Consider the following 22,752-nt stretch of genomic DNA (forward strand, 5'->3'; position numbering starts at 1 on the left):
CTCACCTCCTGGGGAGCAGTAAAGAACGGTGCCATTCGAAGAAAGCCGGAAGGACAGCGCGCAGGACTCGGAAAGCTGATATTCCACCGCGCAGTGTCCCGATGCGGACGAGCTCATGCTCTGGAGCGTCCACGACCACCCGTACGGCCGCAACCGGGCGGGGCCCGGCGCGCACGGCGCTGCGGAGCGTGGCCGCGGACTCCATGTCGACGGCGATGGCGCCGGTGGCGCGCAATTCGGCCCGCTCAGCACCGCGCACCACGTGGCCGGAGCCGGTGAGCGGTCCGGTGTGGATGGCTCGGCCGGGGCGGCCCGGGCGGTTCGCGACGAGCTCCGCGAGCGCCGCGGCGAGCACATCGGTGCCGGTGCAGACGGTACGACCCGCCGCGTCGCGGGTCTCGTCGGCGACGACCAGGTCCCCGGGGTGCATCCCGGGTGCGAGGCCCGCGCAGAAGCCGGTGGCGACCACCGCCGCGTCCGAGGCCGAGGGATCGTCACCGAGCGCACGGGCCATGGCCCGCTCGGCGGCCTGCGGGCCCATGCCCGTACGCAGGATGGTCACGGGCCCCGGCGCGGCGCCGCTGCGCAGGGCCAGCCGCTCGATGCCGAGCGCGCAGGCGATCAGCAGCGGTGCCGTGCGGGCCGGCGCGCCGGGGGCGTCCGCCATCAGGCCCCCTGAGGGTGTCTGAGCAGATCCGGCTCGCCGTGGACGTACCGGCCCAGTGCCGTGAGCGGGAACACGTGCCGGTAGAGGTGGTAGTTGATCGAGAAGTCCCAGGGGAAGCCGGTGCCGGTGAAGTACGGCTCGTCCCAGGTGCCGTCCTCGGTCTGCGTCTGCGCGAGCCAGCTCACCCCCCGCTCCACGGCCTTGCCGTCCCGCTCCCCCGCCGCCAGCAGGGCGAGCAGCGCCCACCCGGTCTGCGAGGCGGTGGAGGCGCCGCACCCGATCCACTCGGGGTCGGGGTACGAGCGCTGGTCCTCGCCCCAGCCGCCGTCGTCGTTCTGGACGCGCTCCAGCCAGGCGACGGCGCGGCGGATCGCGGGGTGCGAGGCGGGGATCCCGGCGGCCACGAGCGCGGGGACGACCGACCCCGTGCCGTACACGTAGTTGGTGCCCCAGCGGCCGAACCAGGCGCCGCAGTCCTCCTGCTCCGCGAGCAGCCATGCGACACCGCGCCGGGTGCGGCTGTCGTGCGCCCTGCCCTCGGCCGCGAGCATCTCCACGACGTGCGCGGTGACGTCGGCGGACGGCGGGTCGATGACCTCGCCGAAGTCGCAGAACGGCAGCCGGTCGGGGAAGGAGCTGGTGTTGTCGACGTCGAAGGCGCCCCAGGCGCCGTTCTTCGACTGCATGCCGAGATTCCAGCGCACGCCCCGCCCGACAGCGGCGTCGACCCGCCCGGGGTCCGGGTGCCGTACACGGCGCAGCGCCAGAACGACTTCGGCGGTGTCATCGATGTCGGGGTAGTTGTCGTTGTGGAACTCGAACGCCCAGCCGCCCGGGGGCAGCCCCGGCCGCCGTACGGACCAGTCCCCCGGCCGCACGATCTGCTCGCCGAGCATCCAGTCCGCGGCCTTGACCAGGGCCGGGTGGTCGGGGCGCAGCCCTGCGTCCGCGAGCGCGATCGTGGCGAGGCAGGTGTCCCAGACCGGTGACTGGCAGGCCTCGATCATGCGGCTGCCGTCCTCGCGCCACACGGCGAACCGGTCGAGCGATTCGAGGCCCGCGCGGAGCACGGGGTGCTGGAGGTCGTAGCCCATCAGGTGGAGAGCGATGATCGAGTAGACGGCCGGGGGCTGGATGCCGCCCCAGCAGCCGTCGTTCTCCTGCCGCTCGACGATCCAGCGGGCGGCCGACCGCATCGCCGCCTTGCGCAGCCCGGGGATCGCCACCTTGTGGTACGCGTGCAGGGCCCGGTCGAGCCGCTGGAAGACGCCGTCCCAGGTGGTGGCGGGGGCCTTGCGGCGCGGGGGGTTGGGGCGCGCGGAATCCAATGGGGCGCGCAGCGCCTTCGAATGAGGGTGGCGGTGGGCGACGGGCGGGAGCAGTTCGCCGAGGGGGAACGGAGCGGGCCGTACGGGGCGCTTGGCGGAGACGACGGTGAGCGGCACGATGGTCTGCCGCGCCCAGCAGCCGAAGTCGTAGATGTTGAGCGGGAACCACTTCGGGAAGTAGATGAGCTCGGGCGGCAGTTCGGGCAGGTCCTCCCACTTCCACCAGCCGAAGAGCGCGAGCCAGATGCGGGTGAAGACCCGGGAGGCGGCGATGCCGCCCTGGGCGCGGACCCAGGCGGAGGCGGCCGCCATGTGCGGCGCGTCGGGCGCGTCCCCGGCGAGCCGGAGCGCGACGTACGCCTCGATGGTGGCGGAGAGCTCGCCGGGCCCGCCGTGGAAGGTGGCCCAGGTGCCGTCCTCGCGCTGCTCGGAGCGGATGAAGCGGGCGGCGGCCTCGGTGGTCCTCTCGTCCCTGATGCCGAGGAACTGACGGAGCAGCAGGTCTTCGGCGTCCATGGTGACGTTGGTCTCCAGGTCGCCCTTCCACCAGCCCTCGGCGTCCTGCCGGCCGAGCAGGTGCTCGACCGCCCGGGCGGTCGCCCGCTCGGCCGCGGCCTGCGTGCCGGCGGCCTCCTCGGGCGGTCCCGAGGGCTCACGGACCGGTGCGGGCACTTCTGCCGTGGCGGCCGCGTGCTCCTGAGGCGGTACCGCCCCGCCGCTGCCGCCGGTCGTCGCTGTCATGGCTTCCCCTCCGTGCAGTGGTTCCTCTGCTGTGCTGGGGCTTGCCGTCGGCCGGGCCCGTCCGTCGATCCGTGGAGGGCGTACGGGCTTCCGGCCGGCGACTGCGAGCTATATGACGTGGCCGCCCCTCATCGCTCTCGCACGACCACGAAGTCCGCGAGCGCCACCAACTGCTCCCGGACGTGTCCTGGGATCTCCACCCGGCTCAGCGCCTCGATGGCGGTGGCGTGCTGGCGGCGGGCCTCGCTGGAGGTCCACTCGCGGCCGCCCGCCTCCTCGATCAGCGCCGCGCGGGTGGCAAAGGCGTGCTCGTCGAAGTTGGACAGATCGTGACTCTTGGCGTCCCTCGCGAGGAGTTCGGCGAGCCGCTCCGACGCGGGCCCGCCGGCGGCCAGCGCGGCCACGACCGGGAGGGACTTCTTGCGCTGCCGCAGGTCACTCCAGGTCTGCTTGCCGGTGGCCTCCGGGTCGCCCCAGATGCCGAGCAGGTCGTCGACGGCCTGGAAGGCCAGGCCGAGGTGGTACCCGTACGCCTCGAGCGTGTCGGCCAGGTCGTCGTCCGCGCCGCCGAGGACCGCGCCGATGGAGCAGGCACAGGCCAGCAGGGCGCCGGTCTTGTTGCCCTCCATCTCCAGGCACTCCTCGACGCTGACCCGCTCCCGGTGCTCGTAACTGATGTCCTGGGCCTGACCGTCGATCAGCTTGCGGGTGGCGGTGGTGAGCCGGCGTGTCGCCCTGCCCGCCTCGACGGTGCCGAGCTCCAGCAGGATCTCGTTGGCGAGGGCGAAGAGGGCGTCGCCGACGAGGATGGCCTGGGCGGCGCCGTGCACCTTCCACACGGTGTCGCGGTGCCTGCGCTGCTCGTCACCGTCCATCAGGTCGTCGTGCAGCAGCGAGAAGTTGTGCACCAGCTCGACCGCGACGGCGCCCGGGATACCGACCTCGGGCGGGGCGCCCGCGGCCTCGGCGGACAGCAGGGCGAGGGCGGGGCGCACCGCCTTGCCGCCGTCCGCGGCGGAGGGGCGGCCCTCCGCGTCGATCCAGCCGAAGTGGTAGGCGGCCACGGTGTCCATGGGCGGGGCGAGCCGGTCCACGGCGGCGCGGAGCACCGGCGTGGCGAGCGTCCGTCCGCGCTCCAGCAGCGCCGCGACGCCCGCGGTGTCCTTGGCCGGGTCTTGCGAAGACACGGTCTCTCCTCTGTGTCCTGTGGTCGTGCTGGTGTTGCTCATCGTGCTCATGCCGCCTCCGGCTGGGGGTTCCCCCGCCCGAAGGCGGGGTGAGGGTTGAGGTGCGGGCGGCCGAGTTGGGCGAGTGCCGCGCCCGCCGCGGTGATCCCGCTGCGGACGGCGCCCTCCATGGTCGCGGGCCAGCCTGTGTCGGTCCACGCGCCGGCCAGGAAGAGGCCGGGAGCACGGGTACGGGCCCCTGGGCGGAGCCGTCCGACGCCCGGTACCGGGGCGAACGTCGCTGTGCGCTCCCGGGTGACGAAGAAGTCGCGCACCCGCGCGCGCCGGGCGGCGGGCAGCAGCCGCTCGAGCTCGGGCAGATAGCGCTCGCGCAGCGCGGCGACCGGCGTGTCGATCTCGTCGTGCGCCGCGGACTGGGAGAGGGCCAGGTACTGGCCGCCGCCGGTGAGCCCGGAGGCGGCCGTACGGTCGAAGACCCACTGGACGGGCGTGCCGAGCGCCGCGAAGAAGGGGCGGTGCAGCACGGTGCGGTCGTAGACGACATGGACGTTGAGGATCGGCGAGGTGCCGATGGACAGCAGCCGGTCGGGGTCCTCGAGGGCGCCGTCGGGCAGCAGGCCGTGGGTCTCGTGCTGCGGTACGGCGAGGACGACCGTGTCGGTGTGCAGTTGCTCCGAGCCGGTGTGCCCGGCCCCGCTGCCCTTGGATCCTGAGGTGATGTCGACGAGCCAGCCCCGGTCGGCTGCGCGGCTGACGACCTGGGCGCGCCCCTGCAGCACAGTGCGCACCCCGGCCTTGTCGAGGGCGGCGCGCGCGAGCGTGTCGTGCAGTTCGCCGAGCGGTACGCGGGACCAGCCGATGTCGGCGGCGCCCGGCTCGGAGAGCAGGCCGGTCTTGAACACCATGGCGGCGAGCCCCAGAGAGGCCTGCCCGGCGCGGGCGTTGAGGGTCGCCACGCCGACGAGGTCCCACAGGGCTTCGACGGCGCGCGGCGACTGGCCCTGCCGGTGCAGCCAGGTGGCGAAGTCGGTGCCGTCCAGGGCCGGGTCTGCCGGGTCGAGGCCCTTGAGGGCGAGGGCGGCGCGGGCGACCTGGGCGCGCTCGGCCAGCGAGAGGTGGGGGTAGCGGGCGAGGCTGGCGGCCAGGTGCAGGGGCACCGGCAGCGCGGTGCGGCGCAGCCGGCCGAGCCGCAGCCCCCGGGCGTCGAGGACGGGTACGTCGAGCCGGTCCTGGAGCGGTGCGAGGCGGCTGCCGTCGATCCGGTCGAGGAACCAGCGGTACGCGGTGCAGCAGCGCAGATAGACGTGCTGACCATTGTCGACGCTCAACTCGCCCGCCTTCCCTTCGCGGCGGAAGGAGAAGGCGAGGCCGCCGAGCCGCGGCCGGCCCTCGACGAGGGTCACCCGCAGACCGCCGTCCGCCAGCGCGAGCGCGGCGGTGATCCCGGCGATTCCGCCCCCGATCACCACGGCCGCCCCCTGGGAGCGGCCTGCCGCACCCGGACTCGCTGCGTCGTCACGGCCTTTCGCGCGCGTGGACATCAGGCCCGCCTCCGGACCGTCTGCCGGGAGATGTGCCGGGCGTCCAGGCCCGACAGACCGCGCACCGCCACGTACGCCTTCTCGCGGCCCGGCAGGGAGACACGCCCGCGCAGCACGGCCTCCGGGTCGCGGGAGATGCGGTCGAGCAGCCGCCGGTAGATGCCCGCCATCGCGGCCACGCAGGCGCCGCTGCGCCGGTCGAGCATGGGCAGCAGCCGGAAGCCGGAGGCGAACAGGGCGCGGGCACGCTGGACTTCGAAGGTGACGAGGCCGGTGAAGTCGGAGCCCACCGGCGGTTCGGCGCTGTGAAAGCCCGCGGAGCAGCCGAACTTGGCGAGGTCCTCGGCAGGGAGGTAGCTGCGGCCGCCCTCGGCGTCCTCCCTGAGATCCCGCAGGATGTTGGTGAGTTGGAGAGCGAGCCCGAGCGTGTCGGCGTACTCGGGGGCCTGTTCCGCGTCCCGCACGCCGGGCATGGTGCCGAACACGCCGAGCGAGAGCCGGCCGATCGCGCCCGCGACACACCGGCAGTAGACCCTGAGGTCGTCCCAGGTCTCGTACGTCTGGCCGCGCACGTCCATCAGGACGCCGTCGATGAGTTCGTCGAGGCCGCCGAGCGGGATCGGGAAGCGCCGCGCCGCGTGCGCGAGGGCCACGGCCACGGGATCGGTGTCGTCGGGGTCGATGCCGCCCTCGCGGATGCGACCGAGCAGGGCGCGGGTGTCCTCGAGCCTGGCGCGCTTGGCGTCCGCGGGGAGGCTGCCGTCGCCGATGTCGTCGACCCGGCGCGAGAAGGCGTACAGCGCCGACATGGCCTGACGCTTCTCGGTCGGCAGCAGCCTGATGCCGTAGGCGAAGTTGCGGGCCTGCTGTCCCGTCACGGCCTCGCAGTAGCGGTACGCAGCGAGCACCTGCGCGGACGCGTGTACGGATCCGTCCACGGTCCGGCTCACCCCTCTCTTCGCAGTGTCGCCCCCACCTCGCGCACGAGGGCGAGCTTGGTGGGCTTGGGCGGTCCAGGGAGTACGTCGTGTCCTGCGGCGGCGATCGCCCTCAGCGCGGCGCGCCCGCCGGCCACGAACCCGGCGAGCAGCAGCTTGAGCCTGCCGTGGACGCTACCCACGAGGGCGGCGCCTTCATTCAGCCGGAGACTGGCACGTTCGGCGACGCATGCGATCAGGGCGCGCACCTCCGCGCTCCCGGTGGGGGCGGCGAGTCCGGCCTCCTCGACGCCGAACCGCTTCATGTCCTCCGCGGGCAGGTAGATACGGTCGCGGCCGAGGTCCTCGGCCACGTCCTGGAGGTGCTCGACGATCTGCAGGGCGGTGCAGATGGCGTCGGAGCGGCGGACCCGCTCGGGGGTGGTGGTGCCGGTGATGGCGAGGACGAGCCGGCCGACGGGGTTGGCGGACAGCTCGCAGTAGGCGAGCAGGTCGTCGTAGGTGGCGTAGCGCCCGGTGCGCTGGTCCTGGCGGTTGGCCTCGATGAGGTCGAGGAAGGGCACGGGGGTGAGGCCGCAGCGGCGTACGGTCGGGCGCAGGGCGCGCAGCAGCGGGTGCCGTGGGCCCTCGGCGGAGCCGTCGAAGACGCGGCGGAGGTCGGCTTCGAAGGCGTCGAGCAGGGCGAGGCGGTCGTCGGCGCGCGCGGGGGACACGCCGAGGAGGGCGGCGTCGGTGCCGCCGGGGGCGAGGTCGCCGTCGCCGATGTCGTCGACGAGGCGGGCGTAGCCGTAGACGGCCATGAGGTCGCGGCGCCAGGTGCGCGGCAGGAAGAACGGCGCCACGGGAAAGTTCTCGCGCGCCGCCTTGCCGAGCACGGCGCGCGCGTGGGCGTGAGCGTCCGTCGCCGCGGTCACCGCGGCCCGCCCGGCGAGGCGCTCTCGGGGGCGGGGGGACAACGCCGGGGAGCGACGGCGGACGTGCCTCGGAGCCGGAGAGTACTCGTCGCCATGGCCGTCATATCTCCCGTTCTACACCGCCGACCCAGAACATCCTATTTCGGACACGCCGCCCGCTCGCCTGCGGCGATACCGGCCTGCCGCCCCCAGACGCCGAGTACGGGGTCCGGGTTCTCCCCGGGGAGGCACAGTGCCCGACTTGCCGCGAATCAGCACCGGTACAGCCTACGCCGTACAGCACCCCCGGGCGCGTCAGGGTGACAACCCGGTCCCCACAACACGCACGGACCGGTCAATCTTCCCCGGGCGCACAGAAGTTGACGGTGGAAAAGCGCCGCGCCGGGGCCGTGCGGCCGGCTGACGGGGTCGGCCGGGAAGACCTACCGGGTCAGCCCCGCGACGACGGTGGTGAGGGTGCGCTCCACGACCGCGTCGCGCTGGTCGGCCGGGAGCCGGGCGAGCGGGCCGTCGAGGATGAGCAGGGAGATGCCGTGGACGGCCGACCAGGCGGCGATCTCGGCCGCGGGCCGGTTCTCCGGCCGCATCCGGCCCGTGTCGACGAGCGCGTCGAGCACGCCGGAGAGCAGGACGAACGCCGAGAACTCCGGCCTGTCGTCGGGGGCCTCGAGGCCGGTGAAGCCACTGGCCTCCGCCGAGGGCGTACGACAGAAGGCGACGCGGTAGAGGCCAGGGTGCTCGATCGCGAACCGGACGTACCCGCGCCCGATCGCCTCGGTCCTGCGAACGGCCTCCTCGCCCGGGTCGGCGACGCCGGGGAGTGCGCGCACCGCCTCGGCCATGGAGGCCGCGAGCGCCTGCTGGGCGCGGACCTTCGCGGCTTCGAGGAGATCTCCGTGGCCGGTGAAGTGCCGGTACGCGGCGGTCGGCGACACGCCGACCCGGCGGGCCGCCTCGCGCAGCACGACACGCTCGGGTCCGCCCTCGGCTCCCAGCTCGACGGCGGCCTCGATCAGCGCGTTGCGGAGATCCCCGTGGTGGTAGCCGGACTTTGCGCTCTTGATCGAACCCATGACCTCATCCTGCCTGATGTTGACGCCATTAACATCCTGTGTCACCGTCAATGTTAATAGCGTAAACATCCGGAGGCGATGACCGTGTTCGACCGCATTGCCGAGCTGGCCCTCCGACGGGCCCGGCTCGTACTGACCCTCAGCGTCGTGGCCGTGGTCGCCATGGGAGCGATCGGCTTCGGCGCCTTCGGCAAACTGCTGGGCGGCGGATTCGAGGACCCCAACGCGCCGTCGACCCAAGCCCAGGAGCTCATCGACGAGAAGTTCGGCGGCGAGAGCAACCTGGTCCTGCTGGTGCGGCCCGACGACGGCGCCGTCGGCTCGCCCGCCGCCGAGCGCAGCGGCCGCGCCCTCACCGCGCAGCTCAAGGGCGAGCCGACCGTGTCGAACGTGATCTCGTACTGGGACTCCGGGGCAGCCGCGCTGACCTCGCGAGACGGAGACGAGGCGCTGGTGCTGGCGCATGTCAAGGGCGACGACACCGAGCAGGGCGACAACGCCGAGGCGCTCATCGACGAGTACACCGGCGACAAGAACGGGCTCACCGTGCAGGCGGGCGGCACGGCCGCCGTCAGCGACGAAGTGCCGGCCCAGGTCGCCAAGGACCTCGCGCTCGCCGAGACGATCGCCGTGCCACTGATCCTGGTCCTGCTCGTCCTCGCCTTCGGCAGCATCATCGCGGCGCTGCTGCCCCTGGTCATCGGACTGATCGCGATCGCCGGCACTTTCGCCCAGCTCTATGTGCTCGGCAGCCTGACCAGCGTGTCCGTCTTCTCGATCAACCTCACCACGGCGCTCGGCCTCGGCCTCGGCATCGACTACGCGCTCCTCCTGGTCAGCCGGTTCCGCGAGCACCTCGCGGAGGGCGCGGACGTCCCCGACGCCCTGCGCCGCACCGTACGGACGGCCGGCCGCACCATCACCTTCTCCGCGGCCACCGTGGCCGCCGCACTGGCCGCGCTGCTGATCTTCCCGCAGTTCTTCCTGCGGTCCTTCGCATACGCGGGCATCGGCGTCGTGGCCATCGCCGCGATCAGCGCGCTGCTCGTCATCCCGGCGCTGCTCGCCGTGCTGGGCCACCGGGTCAACCGCGGCCGCCTGCCCTGGGCCAAGACCGTACAGAGCGCTGAGGCACCGCTCTGGGGCCGCCTCGCGCGCACGGTCATGCGCAGACCCGCCCTCACCGCCCTGCCGGTCCTCGCGGTGCTGCTGCTCGCCGCGAGTCCGCTGCTCGGCGTCGCCTTCGGCACACCGGACGAGCGGGTGCTGCCGGAGAGCGCCCAGAGCCGGCAGGTCGCGACCGCCGTGCAGAACAACTTCACCGGCAGCGACGAGTCGGCGGTGCAGATCGTCACGACGGGTCCTGTGGCCCCGGCCGCGCTGGGCTCGTACGCGACCGAACTCTCGCGGCTCGACGACACCGTACGGGTCGAGACCTCCACCGGCACCTACAGCGAGGGGCAGTCCTCGCCGCCCGGACCCGCGAACGCGGCGCTCGCCCGGCCCGACGCCCAGCGCATCACCCTGATCACCGACCTCACGCCCAAGTCGGGTGCGGCGCAGGACCTGGTCGAGGACGTACGGGCCGTCGATCCGCCCGCCGGGACCGAGACGCTGGTCGGCGGCACCGACGCGCGGCTCGTCGACTCCAAGGACTCGATCGCCGACCGGCTGCCCGCCGCCATCGGGCTGGTCGCGGGCACGACGTTCGTGATCCTCTTCCTGTTCACCGGCAGCGTCGTGCAGCCGCTGCGGGCGCTGGTGCTCAACGCCGTCAGCCTCACCGCGGCCATCGGCGTCATGGTGTGGATCTTCCAGGACGGCCATCTGTCCTCGCTGCTCGGCTTCACGCCCCAGCCGATGGACACCTCCATGACCGTCCTGATGTTCTGCATCGCGTTCGGTCTGTCGATGGACTACGAGGTGTTCCTGACCAGCCGGATCAAGGAGCTGCACGACGCGGGCGCGGACACCCGGACCGCCGTCACCGAGGGGCTCTCGCACACCGGCCGGATCGTGACGATGGCCGCGGGCCTGCTCGCGGTGAGCTTCTTCGCCTTCGGCACGGCGAACGTCAGCTTCATCCAGATGTTCGGGCTCGGCAGCGGCCTGGCGATCCTGATCGACGCGGTGGCCGTGCGCGGAGTCCTCGTGCCGGCGGCGATGCGGCTGCTCGGGCGTACGGCCTGGTACGCGCCGGAGCCGTTGCGCAGACTGCATCGGCGGCTGGGCGTCAGCGAAGGGGAACCCGCTCCGGCACGGACGCCCGCCAAGGTCTGACCCCGCCCGCCTGCCCGCGTACGCGCGAAAGGCCCCGCCGGATCGCCCGGCGGGGCCTCACGCGCAGTGCGTGCTGTTCGTGCTTGCCGCGCAGTGGGTGCCGTACGTGCTGTCCGGCGCGGCCGGCCTACTTGCTGGTCTCCTTCTCGTAGGCCTTGATGACCTCGTCGGTGGGCCCGTCCATGACGAGCTCGCCCTTCTCCAGCCACAGCACCCGGTCGCATGTGTCCCGGATCGACTTGTTGTTGTGGCTGACCAGAAACACCGTCCCGGCTTCCTTCCGAAGCTCCCGGATCCGCTCCTCGGACCGCTTCTGGAACTTCCGGTCACCGGTGGCCAGCGCCTCGTCGATCATCAGCACGTCGTGGTCCTTGGCCGCCGCGATCGAGAACCGCAGCCGGGCCGCCATGCCGGAGGAGTACGTCCGCATCGGCAGCGTGATGAAGTCGCCCTTCTCGTTGATCCCGGAGAAGTCCACGATCCCCTGGTAGCGGTCCCGGATCTGCTCGCGCGACATACCCATCGCCAGGCCGCCGAGGATCACGTTCCGCTCGCCGGTCAGATCGTTCATCAGCGCCGCGTTCACGCCCAGCAGCGACGGCTGGCCGTCGGTGTAGACCCGGCCCCGCTCGGGCGGCAGCAGCCCGGCCACGGCCTTCAGCAGCGTCGACTTGCCCGAGCCGTTGGAGCCGATGAGACCGATCGCCTCGCCCCGGTAGGCGGTGAAGGTCACCCCGCGTACGGCGTGCACCTCGCGCATGCCCGGCGCGCCCTTGCTGCGGCCCATCATCCGGGAGAGCGCGGCGGTCGCGCTGCCGCGGCCGCGGGTGCCGCCGTTGACCCGGTAGACGATGTGCAGGTCGTCCGCGATGACGGTGGGGACATGTGCCTGGTCGGCACCGTTGTGCTCAGCCACGGCCGTACCTCTCCTCCGCCTTCCAGAAGTACACGAAGCCCAGGACACCGATGACGACTGCCCAGCCGAGGGCGAACGCCCAGACGTGCGAGGGCAGGTACTCCGATCCGTACCCGTCGATCAGGGCGAAGCGTACGAGGTCCATGTAGACGGCGGCCGGGTTCCACTGGAGCACATCGGTGACCCAGCCCGGCAGATCCTTGTCCGCGAGCATGTGGGGGATGCTGAACATCACACCCGAGCCGTACAGCCAGGTCCGCATGACGAACGGCATCAGCTGTGCCAGGTCAGGGGTTTTGGCACCCATCCTGGCCACGATCAGAGCGAGGCCGGTGTTGAACACGAACTGCAGGGCGAGGGCGGGGACGACCAGGAGCCAGGACCAGGTGGGATAGCTGCCGAAGCCGACGGCGAACAGCACCAACACGATCATGGAGAACAGCAGTTGCTGAAGCTGCTGGAGCGAGAACGAGATCGGGAGCGCGGCGCGCGGGAAGTGCAGTGCTCTGACCAGACCGAGGTTGCCCGAGATCGCTCGCACCCCGGCCAGCACCGAGCTCTGAGTGAAGGTGAAGACGAAGACGCCGGTCACCAGAAACGGGACGAAGACCTCGTGGGGAATCCCTCTCTTGGTGTCGAGCAGCAGGCCGAAGATGAGGTAGTACACCAGCGCATTGAGCAGCGGGGTCGCGACCTGCCAGAGCTGGCCGAGCTTGGCCTGGCTGTACTGGGCGGTCAGCTTCGCCTGCGAGAACGCCAGAATGAAGTGGCGCCGCGCCCAGAGCTGGCGGACGTACTCGCCGAGCCCTGGACGGGCCCCGCTCACCGAGAGACCGTATTTGGCGGCGAGCTCGGCCCGGGACAGTCCCTCGTCAGGGGATGGCCGGGCGCTCACCGCGACCGCACCGTCATGCGTTGTCTCACTCACAAATGGAAACTTTCGTCTTCAAAATGCGCTGCCGGATCGGGCGCAGGCAGGCGTAGGCGACGTGTCAGCCGTTTTCCCGCTGTACGACCGATGCTCTCAGACACGAAGCTTGTCAGATCACCGGAGGTCGGCCCAGTCGGGTCAGGCGCCATACCGTACGCCACTTCATGGGCCTGCGGGGACCGCACGGTGTGGTCCAGCCCTCTCCGAAGCCGCCGAGCCAGGCGCGCAGCGCCGGCCGGGAGGGGCGGCGGGCCAGGGTGAGCAGCAGCCAAACACCGAGGTAGGCGGGGACGATGGCGGCCGGGAGGTTGCGGCGGGCCAGCCAGACCCGGTTCCTGGCGACCATGCGGTGGTAGACGGCATGACGGCTGGGAGCGGTCGTCGGATGGTACAGCACCATGTCCGAGCGATAGTCGATCATCCACCCCGCGTCCAGGGCGCGCCAGGCGAGGTCGGTCTCCTCGTGCGCGTAGAAGAATTCGTCCGGCAGGCCGCCGACCTGCTGGAACACCGCCGTACGGACCGCGTTCGCGCCACCGAGGAAGGTGGTGACCCGGGAGGAGCGCATCGGGTCGGAGGCGCGCAGCCGGGGCACGTGGCGGCGCTGGGTGACACCGGTCTCGGGGTCGGCGATCCGGAAGCTGATGATGCCGAGCTCCGGGTCGGCGGCGAAGGCCCGGCGGCACAGCTCGGCGGTGTCGGCGTTCGGCAGCAGGCCGTCGTCGTCGAGGAAGAGCAGCACGTCGACCTCGGAGCCGCCGGGGCCGAAGGCCTCGATGCCGACGTTGCGACCGGCCGGGATGCCCACGTTCTCGGGCAGCTCCACGGTCCGTACGCCCTCCGGGAGTTCGGGCAGCGGGGAGCCGTTGCCGACGACGACGACCTCGACCGGGTCGCCGTCCTGCTTGGCGACCGAGTCGAGGAGCGCGCGCAGTTCGTCGGGGCGGTTGCCCATGGTGAGGACGACCGCGCCGAGCCGCAAGTCCCCCCCGCTCATCGCAGCCTGCTCGAGGCGAGGATCGATACGAGGTGCAGCACGGTCTGCACGATGGCGATGCCCGCGAGCACGGCGACGCCGAGCCGGGTGAAGAAGAGGTCGCCGCCGAACGCGTCCAGGATGGCCGTGACCAGGATGAACAGCGACGCCTCGACGCCGCCCACCAGGCGGTGGAACTTCAGCGCGGCCGCGGCCCTGCGGGCCAGGGCCAGGCCCGAGGACCGGGGGACGGATGCCTCGTCCTGGACGGCCGGAAGGCCGCTGCGGGCGCGGGCGACGTCGACCAGGTCCGTCTCGGCCTTGATCAGGATCGCGCCGAGGGCGGCGAGGGTGCCGAGGAAGGCCCACAGCCAGTCGATCCCGCCGTGCTGGAAGAGGTCCGCGGCCCGCAGGCCGAAGCCGACCAGGAGGGCCGCCTCGGAGAGGTAGTGGCCGATCCGGTCCAGGTAGACGCCCGTGATCGAGGTCTGCTTGCGCCATCGCGCGACCTCGCCGTCCACGCAGTCCAGCAGCAGGTAGAGCTGGATGAGCAGGGCGCCGAGCAGCGCCCCGGCCAGGCCCGGCACCAGCAGTGCCGCGCCGGCCAGGACGCCCGCGACCACCATCAGATGGGTGAGCTGGTTCGGACTGATCCTGGTGTTCACCAGGTGCCGGGTCCAGCGCAGCGAGATCTCCCGCATATACAGGCGCCCGGCCCAGTGCTCACCGCTGCGCCGGTCCTTCACGCCCGCGGGGTGAACGACCGGACGGAGTTCAGCTACTGATGGCTTTGGCATAGTCGGCGTATGCGTCCCTGATCTGGTCGGCGGACAGGTCCAGGTGCTCGAGGATCGTGAAGCGCCCGGGGCGGGTCTGCGGTGCGTAATCCACCACCCGGACGAACTCGTCCACGCTGAAGCCGATCTCCTCCGGCTGCACCGGCAGGCCGTGCCGGTGCAGCACCTCGGCCATCAGCCCCGACTCCTCGTACGCACCGCGCAGGTGCATCGCGAAGGCGGCGCCGAGGCCGCACTGCTCGCCGTGGCTCGCGGCGCGCTTGGGGAAGAGCAGGTCGAAGGCGTGGTTGATCTCGTGGCAGGCGCCGGAGGCCGGGCGGCTGTCTCCGGCGACCGACATCGAGAGGCCGGTGAGAACCAGGCCTTCGGCGAGCACGGTCAGGAAGCTGTCGTCGCCGACGCCGCCCGGGTGCCGGAGCACGGCCTCGCCGGCCTGGCGGGCCATGGCGGCGGCGAGCCCGTCGATCTGCTCGCCCCTCTCGCGGACCGCGAGCTCCCAGTCCGCGACGGCGGAGATGTTCGACAGCGCGTCACCGATGCCGGACCGGACGAAGCGGACCGGGGCCTCGCGGATGATGTCGAGGTCGATGACGACGGCGATCGGGTTGGGGACGCCGTACGAGCCGCGGCCCGCGTCGTTGTCGAGCGTCGCGACCGGCGAGCACAGACCGTCGTGCGAGAGGTTCGTCGCGACGGCGACCAGCGGCAGGCCGATGCGCGCCGCGGCGAACTTCGCACAGTCGATGATCTTGCCGCCGCCCAGCCCCACGACCGCGTCGTAGTGACCGGACTTCATCGCGTCGGCGAGCTTGATCGCGTCGTCCAGCGTGCCGCCGCCGACCTCGTACCAGGTGGCTCCGGGCAGCGCCGGGGCGATCCGATCGCGCAGCGCCGCCCCCGAGCCGCCGCTGATCGCTATGGCGAGTTTGCCGGAAGCGGAGATCCGCTGGTCGGCCAGCACGCCCGCGAGATCGTCGAGCGCGCCCGCGCGGATGTCGACGACGAGCGGCGACGGGATGAGCCGGGTCAGTACAGGCACGCGATCTCCCGGCCCTTGGCGAGGTCGTCGTGGTTGTCGATCTCGACCCACTTGACGTCACCGATGGGGGCCACGTCGACCTTGAAGCCGCGGTTGACGAGCTCCTGGTAGCCGTCCTCGTAGTAGAGGTCGGGGTCCCGCTCGAAGGTGGTCCGCAACGCGTCGGCCAGGTCGGCCGCGGCGTCACCCTCGATGAGGGTGACGCCGATGTACTCGCCGGTGGCCTCGGACGGGTCCATCAGCTTGGTGATGCGCTGAACGCCCTTCTCGGGGTCCACGATGACCTTCATCTCCTCGTCGGCGAGCTGCTTCACCGTGTCGAGGGCGAGGATGATCTTCTGGCCCCTGCCGCGCTCGGCGAGCAGGGTCTTCTCGACGGAGACCGGGTGCACGGTGTCGCCGTTGGCGAGGATCACGCTGTGCTTGATCGCGTCGCGGGCGCACCACAGGGAGTAGGCGTTGTTCCACTCCTCGGCCTTGTCGTTGTCGATCAGGGTGAGCTTGAGGCCGTACTTCTGCTCCAGGGCCTCCTTGCGCTCGTACACGGCCTCCTTGCGGTAGCCGACGACGATCGCCACCTCGGTCAGACCCACCTCGGCGAAGTTGCCGAGGGTGAGGTCGAGGACGGTGGTGTCGCCGTCGACCGGCACCAGTGCCTTGGGCAGGGTGTCGGTGTAGGGGCGCAGACGCCGCCCGGCGCCTGCTGCCAGCACGAGGCCGATCATGCGGGTTCTCCTGTTTCGTCGTGTACTGCGGGTGCTCCGGAAGAGACCCAGAAGCGGATGCTCTCGATGAGCACCGCCAGCGCCAGGACCACAGCGAGGGCCGTCAGCGCGATGGTGAAACCTGTGCCGTGCAGCAGGGCAGCGGCGACCACAACCGCCAGAACCCGTCCCTCGTGCCCCCCGATTGCCCGCACCAGCCAGTGCGGGGGCGCGCCGGTGCCGCCGCGGATGCGGTACACCGTGTCGTAGTGATGGTAGGCGACGGCGGCCACCAGTCCGAAAGCCGCTGGCAAGGCACCGTTCACCTCCGAGCGGGCGGCGAGTACCAGGATGGTGGTGTATTCCGCTGTGCGGAAGAGTGGCGGCACGAGCCAGTCGAGGGGGCCCTTGAGGGGGCTCATGACCGCCCGGCCCGCCGTGATGGCGTAGAGCAGGGGGCCGAAGAGCATCAGCCAGCTGCCGAACGGCCGCTCCCACACGGTCAGGAGCAGGTACGCCGTGCCGACCGCGGCGTACAGCGGGGCGCGGTACGCCTGGGGCCGCGATCCGCGGAAGGAGGTCGCGGCGACGACCTCGGCGATGAGACCCGAGTCGGCGAGGTCGGCCAGAGCCTGGGCGGCCCGGTCGGTCCTCTCCCAGGGCTTAACGCCTGGGGGGACCTCCATGACCTTGCGTCGGGTGAGCGAGCGCAGGACACGGCCCGTGGTGGTGTAGCAGGCGGCGAGGGCGCAGCCGATGAGCAGGGCGTAGAAGACGATACGGGGGGTGGCCACGGCCGTGAGGACGGCGATCATCGCCCAGCGCTCGCCGATCGGCAGCACGATCATCCGGCGGACCCAGACGGTCCAGCCGACGCCGTCCAGCTTGCCGGAGAGGGCGGCCGTGGGGCTGGTGTTGCCCGAGGCGTCGTGGTTGGCCTCGGTGAAGGAGAAGTCCACGACGTGGCGGCAGGTCTGGAGCACCATCGCGCCGAGAGCGAGCGCCCATACGTCGTCGCCGCCGCGGGCCGCGCCGAGGGCGAGGCCCGCGTAGAACGCGTACTCCTTGGCGCGGTCGAAGGTGGCGTCCAGCCAGGCGCCCATCGTGGAGTACTGCAGCGAGTAGCGGGCCAGCTGGCCGTCGGTGCAGTCGAGCACGAAGGAGGCGAGGAGCAGGACGCCTGCCGCGACGAAGCCGGGGCGCGTGCCGGTGGCCGCGCAGCCCGCCGCGATGAGGGCGGTGAGGAGGGAGGCCGTGGTGACCTGGTTGGGGGTCAGGCCGCGGCGGGCGCACCAGCGGGCGATGTAGCGGGAGTACGGGCTGATGAAGAAGGTCGTGAAGAACCCGTCCCGCGCCTTCACGGCACTCCGCAGCCGCACCTGCTCGTCGTCGACTCCGTCGACGACGGCCAGGGCTTCGGCGCGCTCCGCGTCGTCGCCGGGCACGGTGGCGACGAGCACCCCGAGCTCGGGCCGGTGCACGGGCACGCCTGCGGCGAGCAGGGCACCGGAGACGACGTCCGGCAGGCAGCCGCCTGCGGCGGGCGGGGTGGGGGCGGCCTGGTCGGGCGCGGTGCCGACGGCCGCGGCGCTCCCGCCTGCGGCGGGGCGGGTGGGGGCCGCCTGGTTCGGCGTGGTGGCGGCGGCCGGCGCTGCGGGGCCGGTGGTCGGGGCCGTGCCGCGGAGGGCGGTCGTCAGTGCGTTCAGGAGTGCCGGGCGCTGCTCGGGCTGGGCGGTCACGGCGCCCGGTACGGCCGCGGCCGGGAAGCGGGGGTCCGTCAGAGCCAGCCGCAGCGCGTGCACGTGGGCGACCAGGCGCGGGTCCACCAGCGCCACGCGCTCCGTCGCCGGGAGCGCGCCGGCCAGCGCCGCCAGGTCGTCGTCCGCACCGGCCGTGACCACGTCGAGGCCCAGCGACCGCAGGTCGCCCTCGAGCCGCGACCCGGCGACCGGCTGACCGGTGAGAATGGCGGTCGACAGTCGAACTCACTCCTTGGAAACTGGCGCGGCCGCGCCGGTACGCAGGCTGTTTGGGCAGCGTCGTGGCGCACCCCGGCTCCGTGACCGGCGGCAACACGTCGGCAGAGGCTATCGGATTCTCGGAAGCGACCATTCATCGCCCGTTTACGCCCTGATAAGGCCGAATGGGTTGCGGGAGACGACCGAAGCGGATTTGCCTCCGAGCATCATGGTGGATCGCGGCGCCCCGGGACAAACGGCCGCGGGCACCCGCCCGCGCTCGCCCCTGGCTAGGCTGCCGGGCATGACGTGGCTGATCACAGGCGGAGCAGGCTATATCGGGGCGCACGTGGTGCGGGCGATGACGGCGGCCGGGGAGGACGTGGTCGTGCTGGACGACCTCACCTCGGGCGTGACCGACCGGCTGCCGGAGGGCGTCCCGCTGGTCCGGGGCACGGTCCTGGACCGGGAGCTGCTGGACCGTACGCTCGCGGAGCACCGCGTATCAGGAGTGGTGCATCTCGCAGCCAGGAAGCAGGTCGGGCAGTCGGTGGAGCAGCCGCTGCTCTACTACCGCGAGAACGTGCACGGCCTCACCGTGCTGCTCGAGGCCGTGGTCGCCGCCGGGATCAAGCGGTTCCTCTTCTCCTCCTCGGCCGCCGTGTACGGCATGCCCGACGCGGAGCTGGTGACGGAGGACACCCCGTGCCTGCCGATGAGTCCGTACGGCGAGACCAAGCTGGCCGGCGAGTGGCTCGTACGGGCCGCCGGCCGCGCCCACGGGATCGCCACCGCCTGTCTGCGCTACTTCAACGTGGCGGGCGCCGCCCGCCCCGAGCTGGCGGACACCGGGGTGTTCAATGTCATCCCGATGTTCTTCCAGGCGCTGACCCGCGGCGAGGCCCCGCTGATCTTCGGTGAGGACTACCCGACCCCGGACGGCACCTGCGTCCGCGACTACATCCACGTCGCCGACCTGGCCGACGCCCACCTCGTCGCCGCCCGCCGGCTCACGACCCAGGACCACCCGGGCGACCTGACCGTGAACATCGGCACCGGCCGCGGGGTCTCCGTACGCGAGCTGGCCGATCTCGTCGCCGAGGTCACCGGGCATACGGAACCGGCCGCCAGGGTCGTGGGGCGGCGGGCCGGGGACCCGGCGCGGGTGGTCGCGTCCGCGGAACTGATCGCCAAGGAGCTCGGCTGGACCGCCCGGCACGGGGTACGCGAGATGGTCGAGTCGGCGTGGGAGGGCTGGTGCCTGCGTATTTCAGCGGAGACCAAAAGCCCAGGTCAGGGCACATGACAACGGTGTTCAGTCCCGTGTTGCCCGGTACCCCAGGACCGTAGTTCACTGTGATCGCGCCGGCACCCGCCGACGCGATCGGCAGCGGTACGAGCGACGAAGCGACGAGAGCGACAGGAGGCAGCCGGCATGGGCGCAGGGCACGACCACGGGCACGCGCACGGCCCGCCGCCCGGCACCACGGGCACGGCGGCAGCGGCCTACCGGGGGCGGCTGCGCATCGCGCTGTGCCTGACCGTGACCGTGCTCATCGCGCAGATCGTCGGCGGCATCCTGGCCGATTCCCTGGCGTTGCTCGCCGACGCCGGGCACATGGCGACGGACGCCGTCGGGCTCGCGATGGCGCTGCTGGCCATCCACTTCGCGGGCCGCCCGCCGAGCGAGCGCCGCACCTTCGGCTACGCCCGCGCCGAGATCCTCGCCGCGGTCGCCAACTGCCTCCTGCTGTTCGGCGTCGGCGGCTACATCCTCTACGAGGCGGTGCTGCGGCTGCTCTCGCCGCCCGAGGTCGACGGCGGTCTGACCGTCGCCTTCGGTGCGGTGGGCCTGGTCGCGAACGCCATCTCGCTCACGCTGCTCATGCGCGGACAGGCCGCAAGCATCAACGTCCGCGGGGCGTTCCTGGAGGTCGCCGCGGATGCGCTGGGCTCACTCGCGGTGATCGTCTCGGCGGCGGTCGTCCTGGCCACCGGCTTCCGCCAGGCCGACCCCATCGCCTCCCTCGTGATCGGCCTGATGATCGCGCCGCGCGCCTGGAAACTGCTGCGCGAGGCGCTGGACGTCCTGCTGGAAGCGGCCCCGCGGGATGTCGACATGGCCGAGGTCAGGTCGCACATCATGGACCTGCCCGGGGTCGAGGACCTGCACGACCTGCACGTGTGGACGATCACCTCAGGACTGCCGGTGCTCTCCGCGCACGTGGTCGTACGGGAGGACGTGCTGGACGCGGTCGGGCACGAGAAGCTGCTCCACGACCTGCAGGGGTGCCTGGGCGAGCACTTCGACGTGGGCCACTGCACCTTCCAGCTCGAGCCCGTCGGACACGCCGAGCACGAAGCCAAGCTCTGTCACTGACCGTGACACGGTCCGCGTCACCGCAATGGACCACCCGCCCTCGACATATGAACCGCCTATCAGGCTGACATGCGCGCTGAGCAGCACATCCGCGCCCGTTTTGTGCGGCAGACTTGAGCTTCGTAGCCCAACCGAAGGATGGCCATGCCGACCACACCAGCCTCCACGGCGGACGTCTCGTCGAACCGCGCCGCGGCACCGATCATGCTCGAACTGGTCGATGAGAACGGCGCGACGATCGGCACCGCGGAGAAGCTCTCCGCGCATGTGCCGCCGGGCAGGCTGCATCGGGCCTTCTCGGTCTTCCTCTTCGACGGCTCGGGGCGGCTGCTGATCCAGCAGCGGGCTCTGGGCAAGTACCACTCCCCCGGTGTCTGGTCGAACACCTGCTGCGGCCACCCGTACCCCGGCGAGGCGCCGCTCGCCGCGGCAGCCCGGCGTACGGCCGAGGAGCTGGGCGTCTCCCCCTCGATGCTGTCCGAGGCGGGGACGGTCCGCTACAACCACCCGGACCCGGCGTCCGGCCTGGTGGAGCAGGAGTACAACCACCTCTTCGTGGGTCTTGTGCGAGCTGAGCCGAAGCCGGATCCGGAGGAGGTCGGGGAGACGGCCTTCGTGACGGCGGAGGAGCTGGCGCGGCTGCACGGGGAGCGGCCCTTCTCATCCTGGTTCATGACGGTGCTGGACGCCGCGCGCCCGGCGATCCGCGAGCTGACCGGACCGTCGGCGGGCTGGTAGAAGCCCGGGTCAGGCCGTGAAGGGCGCGCCCGGTAGGCGAGATCCACGGTGCCCTTCTGCACAGCCCTCTTGAGGGCAGCCGGGTCAGCGGAACGGCAGGGCGGCCCAGATCACCTTGCCACCGGTCGCCGTGTGCTCGACGTCGCAGATCCCGCCCGCCTCCGTGGTGATCGCCTTGACGAGCAGCAGCCCGCGCCCGCCCGTCTGCCCCTCCTCCGCCACCAGCGCCTTCGGCCGGTACGGGTGGTCGTCCTCGACCGCCACCCGTACCCAGTCGGCGCCGACCGAGACCACCACGGCGAGCTCCGGTGAGAGCAGGGCCGCGTGCCGTACGGCATTGGTGACCAGCTCCGAGACGATCAGCAGCAGGCCGTGGACGATGTCGTCCGGGACCGGGACCCCCTGGTTCCGCAGCAGGTCGCGGACGGCGCGCCGGGCTTGCGGGACCGAGGACTCGAGGGCCGGGGCGGTGAGGCGCCAGACGCCCTCGTAGGGCATCCGAGCGGTGAGCCCGTCCGCGGCGGCAGCAGGAAGGTCGGCGACATCGGCGACGGCCTGTCCTGGGTCAGGCGGCCCGCTTCCGCGGATCTCCATGTCCCGCACCCTTCTCCAATTTGCGCGACGATCCCCGCAGCTCTGTCCCCGCAGCTCTGTTCTCGCACCGCATTGTCCTCGCGGTACGCCGCCAGAGTCCGCCTCACACGTCGAGTGTTGGGAATGGATTGGTCCGTACCGGTCCGGTGCCCGGAAGTCACCACGTATCGACGGATTCTGAACATATGCGTATGTCAGCGCCAGTTGTGCGACTGGTCCTGTTCACCTTGGTTCCGCCTTCACCGACCTGCCCGGATAGCATCCGGCGCATGGAGCCCGCACTGCAGCTGGACACCGCCGACGGAGTCGCGACGGTCGTCATACGCAACCCCGCCAAGCGCAACGCCATGACCACCGCCATGTGGCGGCGACTGCCGGGCCTGCTGGACCGGCTTGCGGCCGACCCCGCCGTACGCGTGCTGGTGCTGACCGGCGCCGGGGACACCTTCTGTGCGGGCGCGGACATCGGCTCGCTGCGGGAGTCCGCGGGCGAGTCGCAGGGCCTGGCGGTGGCAGCGGAGGACGCGCTGGCCGCCTTCCCCAAGCCGACGCTGGCCGCTGTGCGCGGCTACTGCGTGGGCGGCGGCTGCCAGCTCGCCGCCGCCTGCGATCTGCGGTTCGCCGCCGAGGGCTCCTCCTTCGGGATCACCCCGGCGAAGCTCGGCATCGTCTACCCGGCCTCGTCCACCCGGCGGTTGACCGGTCTGGTGGGCCCGGCGACCGCCAAGTACCTATTGTTTTCCGGCGAGTTGATCGAGGCCGGGCGGGCGCTGCGCACGGGTCTGGTGGACGAGCTGCTGCCGGCGGGCGAACTGGACAAGCGGGTGGCGGAGTTCACGCGGATCCTCGCCTCGCGGTCGCTGCTGACGCAGGCGGCGGCCAAGGAGTTCGCGAGCGGCGAGGTGCGGCCGGAGCGGGAGGCCTACTGGGCGGAGCGGGCGCGCGACAGCGGCGACACGGCGGAGGGGGTCGCGGCGTTCCTGGAGCGCCGGGCACCGCGCTTCACATGGTCGGGCTGAGGGTTAATGACGGGTTCCCCACCATTCCTGC

Annotated in this window: 20 protein-coding genes; 5 read left to right on the forward strand and 15 right to left on the reverse strand. The window is 71.9% G+C overall.

Annotated features, from left to right (window positions below):
* Nucleotide 1 precedes the first annotated feature (1 nt).
* The 7 genes from ACTWP8_RS23685 to ACTWP8_RS23715 all read right to left on the reverse strand — a co-directional run bounded on the left by ACTWP8_RS23685 (nt 2) and on the right by ACTWP8_RS23715 (nt 8,389).
* Entirely contained in the window at nt 2-667 is a 666-nt protein-coding gene (locus ACTWP8_RS23685) for a phosphorylase family protein (RefSeq protein ID WP_443324141.1), read from the reverse strand.
* Nucleotides 667-2,736, reverse strand: coding sequence for a squalene--hopene cyclase (shc, locus tag ACTWP8_RS23690; protein ID WP_443324142.1), 2,070 nt, complete (start codon nt 2,734-2,736; stop codon nt 667-669). Before shc ends, ACTWP8_RS23685 begins: the two co-directional genes overlap by 1 nt.
* 128 nt (nt 2,737-2,864) lie before the next feature.
* Nucleotides 2,865-3,965, reverse strand: coding sequence for a polyprenyl synthetase family protein (locus ACTWP8_RS23695; RefSeq protein WP_443324161.1), 1,101 nt, complete (start codon nt 3,963-3,965; stop codon nt 2,865-2,867).
* Nucleotides 3,966-3,970: 5 nt separating this feature from the next.
* The gene (hpnE, locus tag ACTWP8_RS23700) at nt 3,971-5,464 is read right to left on the reverse strand and encodes a hydroxysqualene dehydroxylase HpnE (protein WP_443324143.1); all 1,494 of its coding nucleotides are present in this window, start codon (nt 5,462-5,464) and stop codon (nt 3,971-3,973) included.
* On the reverse strand, nt 5,464-6,414 hold the full coding sequence (gene hpnD / locus ACTWP8_RS23705) for a presqualene diphosphate synthase HpnD (protein WP_443324144.1): 951 nt from the start codon (nt 6,412-6,414) through the stop codon (nt 5,464-5,466). Before hpnD ends, hpnE begins: the two co-directional genes overlap by 1 nt.
* Nucleotides 6,411-7,316, reverse strand: a complete 906-nt coding sequence (gene hpnC / locus ACTWP8_RS23710) for a squalene synthase HpnC (RefSeq protein WP_443324145.1) — start codon at nt 7,314-7,316, stop codon at nt 6,411-6,413. The genes hpnD and hpnC overlap by 4 nt, the downstream gene beginning before the upstream one ends.
* A 422-nt stretch (nt 7,317-7,738) precedes the next feature.
* Nucleotides 7,739-8,389: a TetR/AcrR family transcriptional regulator gene (locus ACTWP8_RS23715; protein ID WP_443324146.1), complete on the reverse strand. Its 651-nt coding sequence runs from the start codon at nt 8,387-8,389 to the stop codon at nt 7,739-7,741.
* A 78-nt stretch (nt 8,390-8,467) separates the two neighbouring features.
* Between ACTWP8_RS23715 and ACTWP8_RS23720 the strand changes: the two genes are divergently transcribed.
* Nucleotides 8,468-10,669 (forward strand): MMPL family transporter, encoded by a 2,202-nt coding sequence (locus ACTWP8_RS23720; protein WP_443324147.1) that lies wholly within the window; start codon nt 8,468-8,470, stop codon nt 10,667-10,669.
* A gap of 127 nt (nt 10,670-10,796) precedes the next feature.
* On the opposite strand, the gene ACTWP8_RS23725 is transcribed toward ACTWP8_RS23720, so the two are convergent.
* The 7 genes from ACTWP8_RS23725 to ACTWP8_RS23755 form a co-directional block, all read right to left on the reverse strand.
* Complete coding sequence (locus tag ACTWP8_RS23725) at nt 10,797-11,585, reverse strand: ABC transporter ATP-binding protein (protein WP_443318421.1); 789 nt, start codon at nt 11,583-11,585, stop codon at nt 10,797-10,799.
* Nucleotides 11,578-12,513, reverse strand: a complete 936-nt coding sequence (locus ACTWP8_RS23730; RefSeq protein ID WP_443324148.1) for an ABC transporter permease — start codon at nt 12,511-12,513, stop codon at nt 11,578-11,580. The genes ACTWP8_RS23725 and ACTWP8_RS23730 overlap by 8 nt, the downstream gene beginning before the upstream one ends.
* Before the next feature lie 112 nt (nt 12,514-12,625).
* The gene (locus ACTWP8_RS23735) at nt 12,626-13,513 is read right to left on the reverse strand and encodes a glycosyltransferase family 2 protein (RefSeq protein WP_443324149.1); all 888 of its coding nucleotides are present in this window, start codon (nt 13,511-13,513) and stop codon (nt 12,626-12,628) included.
* On the reverse strand, nt 13,510-14,289 hold the full coding sequence (locus ACTWP8_RS23740) for a CDP-alcohol phosphatidyltransferase family protein (protein WP_443324150.1): 780 nt from the start codon (nt 14,287-14,289) through the stop codon (nt 13,510-13,512). Before ACTWP8_RS23740 ends, ACTWP8_RS23735 begins: the two co-directional genes overlap by 4 nt.
* On the reverse strand, nt 14,267-15,328 hold the full coding sequence (locus ACTWP8_RS23745; RefSeq protein ID WP_443324151.1) for an iron-containing alcohol dehydrogenase family protein: 1,062 nt from the start codon (nt 15,326-15,328) through the stop codon (nt 14,267-14,269). The genes ACTWP8_RS23740 and ACTWP8_RS23745 overlap by 23 nt, the downstream gene beginning before the upstream one ends.
* A complete protein-coding gene (locus ACTWP8_RS23750; RefSeq protein WP_443324152.1) occupies nt 15,316-16,053 on the reverse strand; it encodes a phosphocholine cytidylyltransferase family protein in 738 nt (245 codons plus the stop codon). The genes ACTWP8_RS23745 and ACTWP8_RS23750 overlap by 13 nt, the downstream gene beginning before the upstream one ends.
* Nucleotides 16,050-18,011 carry a DUF5941 domain-containing protein gene (locus tag ACTWP8_RS23755; protein WP_443324162.1) on the reverse strand — a complete coding sequence of 654 codons (1,962 nt, stop codon included), beginning with the start codon at nt 18,009-18,011 and terminating at the stop codon, nt 16,050-16,052. The genes ACTWP8_RS23750 and ACTWP8_RS23755 overlap by 4 nt, the downstream gene beginning before the upstream one ends.
* Before the next feature lie 283 nt (nt 18,012-18,294).
* Between ACTWP8_RS23755 and galE the strand changes: the two genes are divergently transcribed.
* From galE to idi, 3 genes are all read left to right on the forward strand, one after another.
* Nucleotides 18,295-19,296 carry a UDP-glucose 4-epimerase GalE gene (gene galE, locus ACTWP8_RS23760; RefSeq protein WP_443324153.1) on the forward strand — a complete coding sequence of 334 codons (1,002 nt, stop codon included), beginning with the start codon at nt 18,295-18,297 and terminating at the stop codon, nt 19,294-19,296.
* Between the two features lie 129 nt (nt 19,297-19,425).
* A complete protein-coding gene (locus ACTWP8_RS23765) occupies nt 19,426-20,370 on the forward strand; it encodes a cation diffusion facilitator family transporter (protein WP_443324154.1) in 945 nt (314 codons plus the stop codon).
* Between the two features lie 144 nt (nt 20,371-20,514).
* On the forward strand, nt 20,515-21,108 hold the full coding sequence (gene idi / locus ACTWP8_RS23770; protein WP_443324155.1) for an isopentenyl-diphosphate Delta-isomerase: 594 nt from the start codon (nt 20,515-20,517) through the stop codon (nt 21,106-21,108).
* Nucleotides 21,109-21,192: 84 nt separating this feature from the next.
* Here the strand turns inward: idi and ACTWP8_RS23775 are convergent, their stop codons facing one another.
* Nucleotides 21,193-21,702 (reverse strand): ATP-binding protein, encoded by a 510-nt coding sequence (locus tag ACTWP8_RS23775; protein ID WP_443318430.1) that lies wholly within the window; start codon nt 21,700-21,702, stop codon nt 21,193-21,195.
* Nucleotides 21,703-21,971: 269 nt separating this feature from the next.
* Here ACTWP8_RS23775 and ACTWP8_RS23780 point away from each other — a divergent pair, with 269 nt between their 5' ends.
* Nucleotides 21,972-22,721, forward strand: a complete 750-nt coding sequence (locus ACTWP8_RS23780; RefSeq protein WP_443324156.1) for an enoyl-CoA hydratase/isomerase family protein — start codon at nt 21,972-21,974, stop codon at nt 22,719-22,721.
* The last annotated feature ends 31 nt before the right edge of the window (nt 22,722-22,752 follow it).

This window comes from Streptomyces sp. 7N604, assembly GCF_052245475.1.
Classification (GTDB): Bacteria; Actinomycetota; Actinomycetes; order Streptomycetales; family Streptomycetaceae; genus Streptomyces.

Bases quoted from the DNA above. Each gene is read 5' to 3' on its own strand.
- ACTWP8_RS23765 (WP_443324154.1), top strand. From the start codon at position 19,426: ATGGGCGCAGGGCACGACCACGGGCACGCGCACGGCCCGCCGCCCGGC.
- ACTWP8_RS23750 (WP_443324152.1), bottom strand. From the start codon at position 16,053: ATGATCGGCCTCGTGCTGGCAGCAGGCGCCGGGCGGCGTCTGCGCCCC.
- ACTWP8_RS23740 (WP_443324150.1), bottom strand. From the start codon at position 14,289: ATGCCAAAGCCATCAGTAGCTGAACTCCGTCCGGTCGTTCACCCCGCG.
- ACTWP8_RS23775 (WP_443318430.1), bottom strand. From the start codon at position 21,702: ATGGAGATCCGCGGAAGCGGGCCGCCTGACCCAGGACAGGCCGTCGCC.
- galE (WP_443324153.1), top strand. From the start codon at position 18,295: ATGACGTGGCTGATCACAGGCGGAGCAGGCTATATCGGGGCGCACGTG.
- idi (WP_443324155.1), top strand. From the start codon at position 20,515: ATGCCGACCACACCAGCCTCCACGGCGGACGTCTCGTCGAACCGCGCC.
- ACTWP8_RS23780 (WP_443324156.1), top strand. From the start codon at position 21,972: ATGGAGCCCGCACTGCAGCTGGACACCGCCGACGGAGTCGCGACGGTC.
- ACTWP8_RS23715 (WP_443324146.1), bottom strand. From the start codon at position 8,389: ATGGGTTCGATCAAGAGCGCAAAGTCCGGCTACCACCACGGGGATCTC.
- ACTWP8_RS23735 (WP_443324149.1), bottom strand. From the start codon at position 13,513: ATGAGCGGGGGGGACTTGCGGCTCGGCGCGGTCGTCCTCACCATGGGC.
- hpnE (WP_443324143.1), bottom strand. From the start codon at position 5,464: ATGTCCACGCGCGCGAAAGGCCGTGACGACGCAGCGAGTCCGGGTGCG.
- shc (WP_443324142.1), bottom strand. From the start codon at position 2,736: ATGACAGCGACGACCGGCGGCAGCGGCGGGGCGGTACCGCCTCAGGAG.
- ACTWP8_RS23695 (WP_443324161.1), bottom strand. From the start codon at position 3,965: ATGAGCAACACCAGCACGACCACAGGACACAGAGGAGAGACCGTGTCT.
- ACTWP8_RS23685 (WP_443324141.1), bottom strand. From the start codon at position 667: ATGGCGGACGCCCCCGGCGCGCCGGCCCGCACGGCACCGCTGCTGATC.
- ACTWP8_RS23720 (WP_443324147.1), top strand. From the start codon at position 8,468: ATGACCGTGTTCGACCGCATTGCCGAGCTGGCCCTCCGACGGGCCCGG.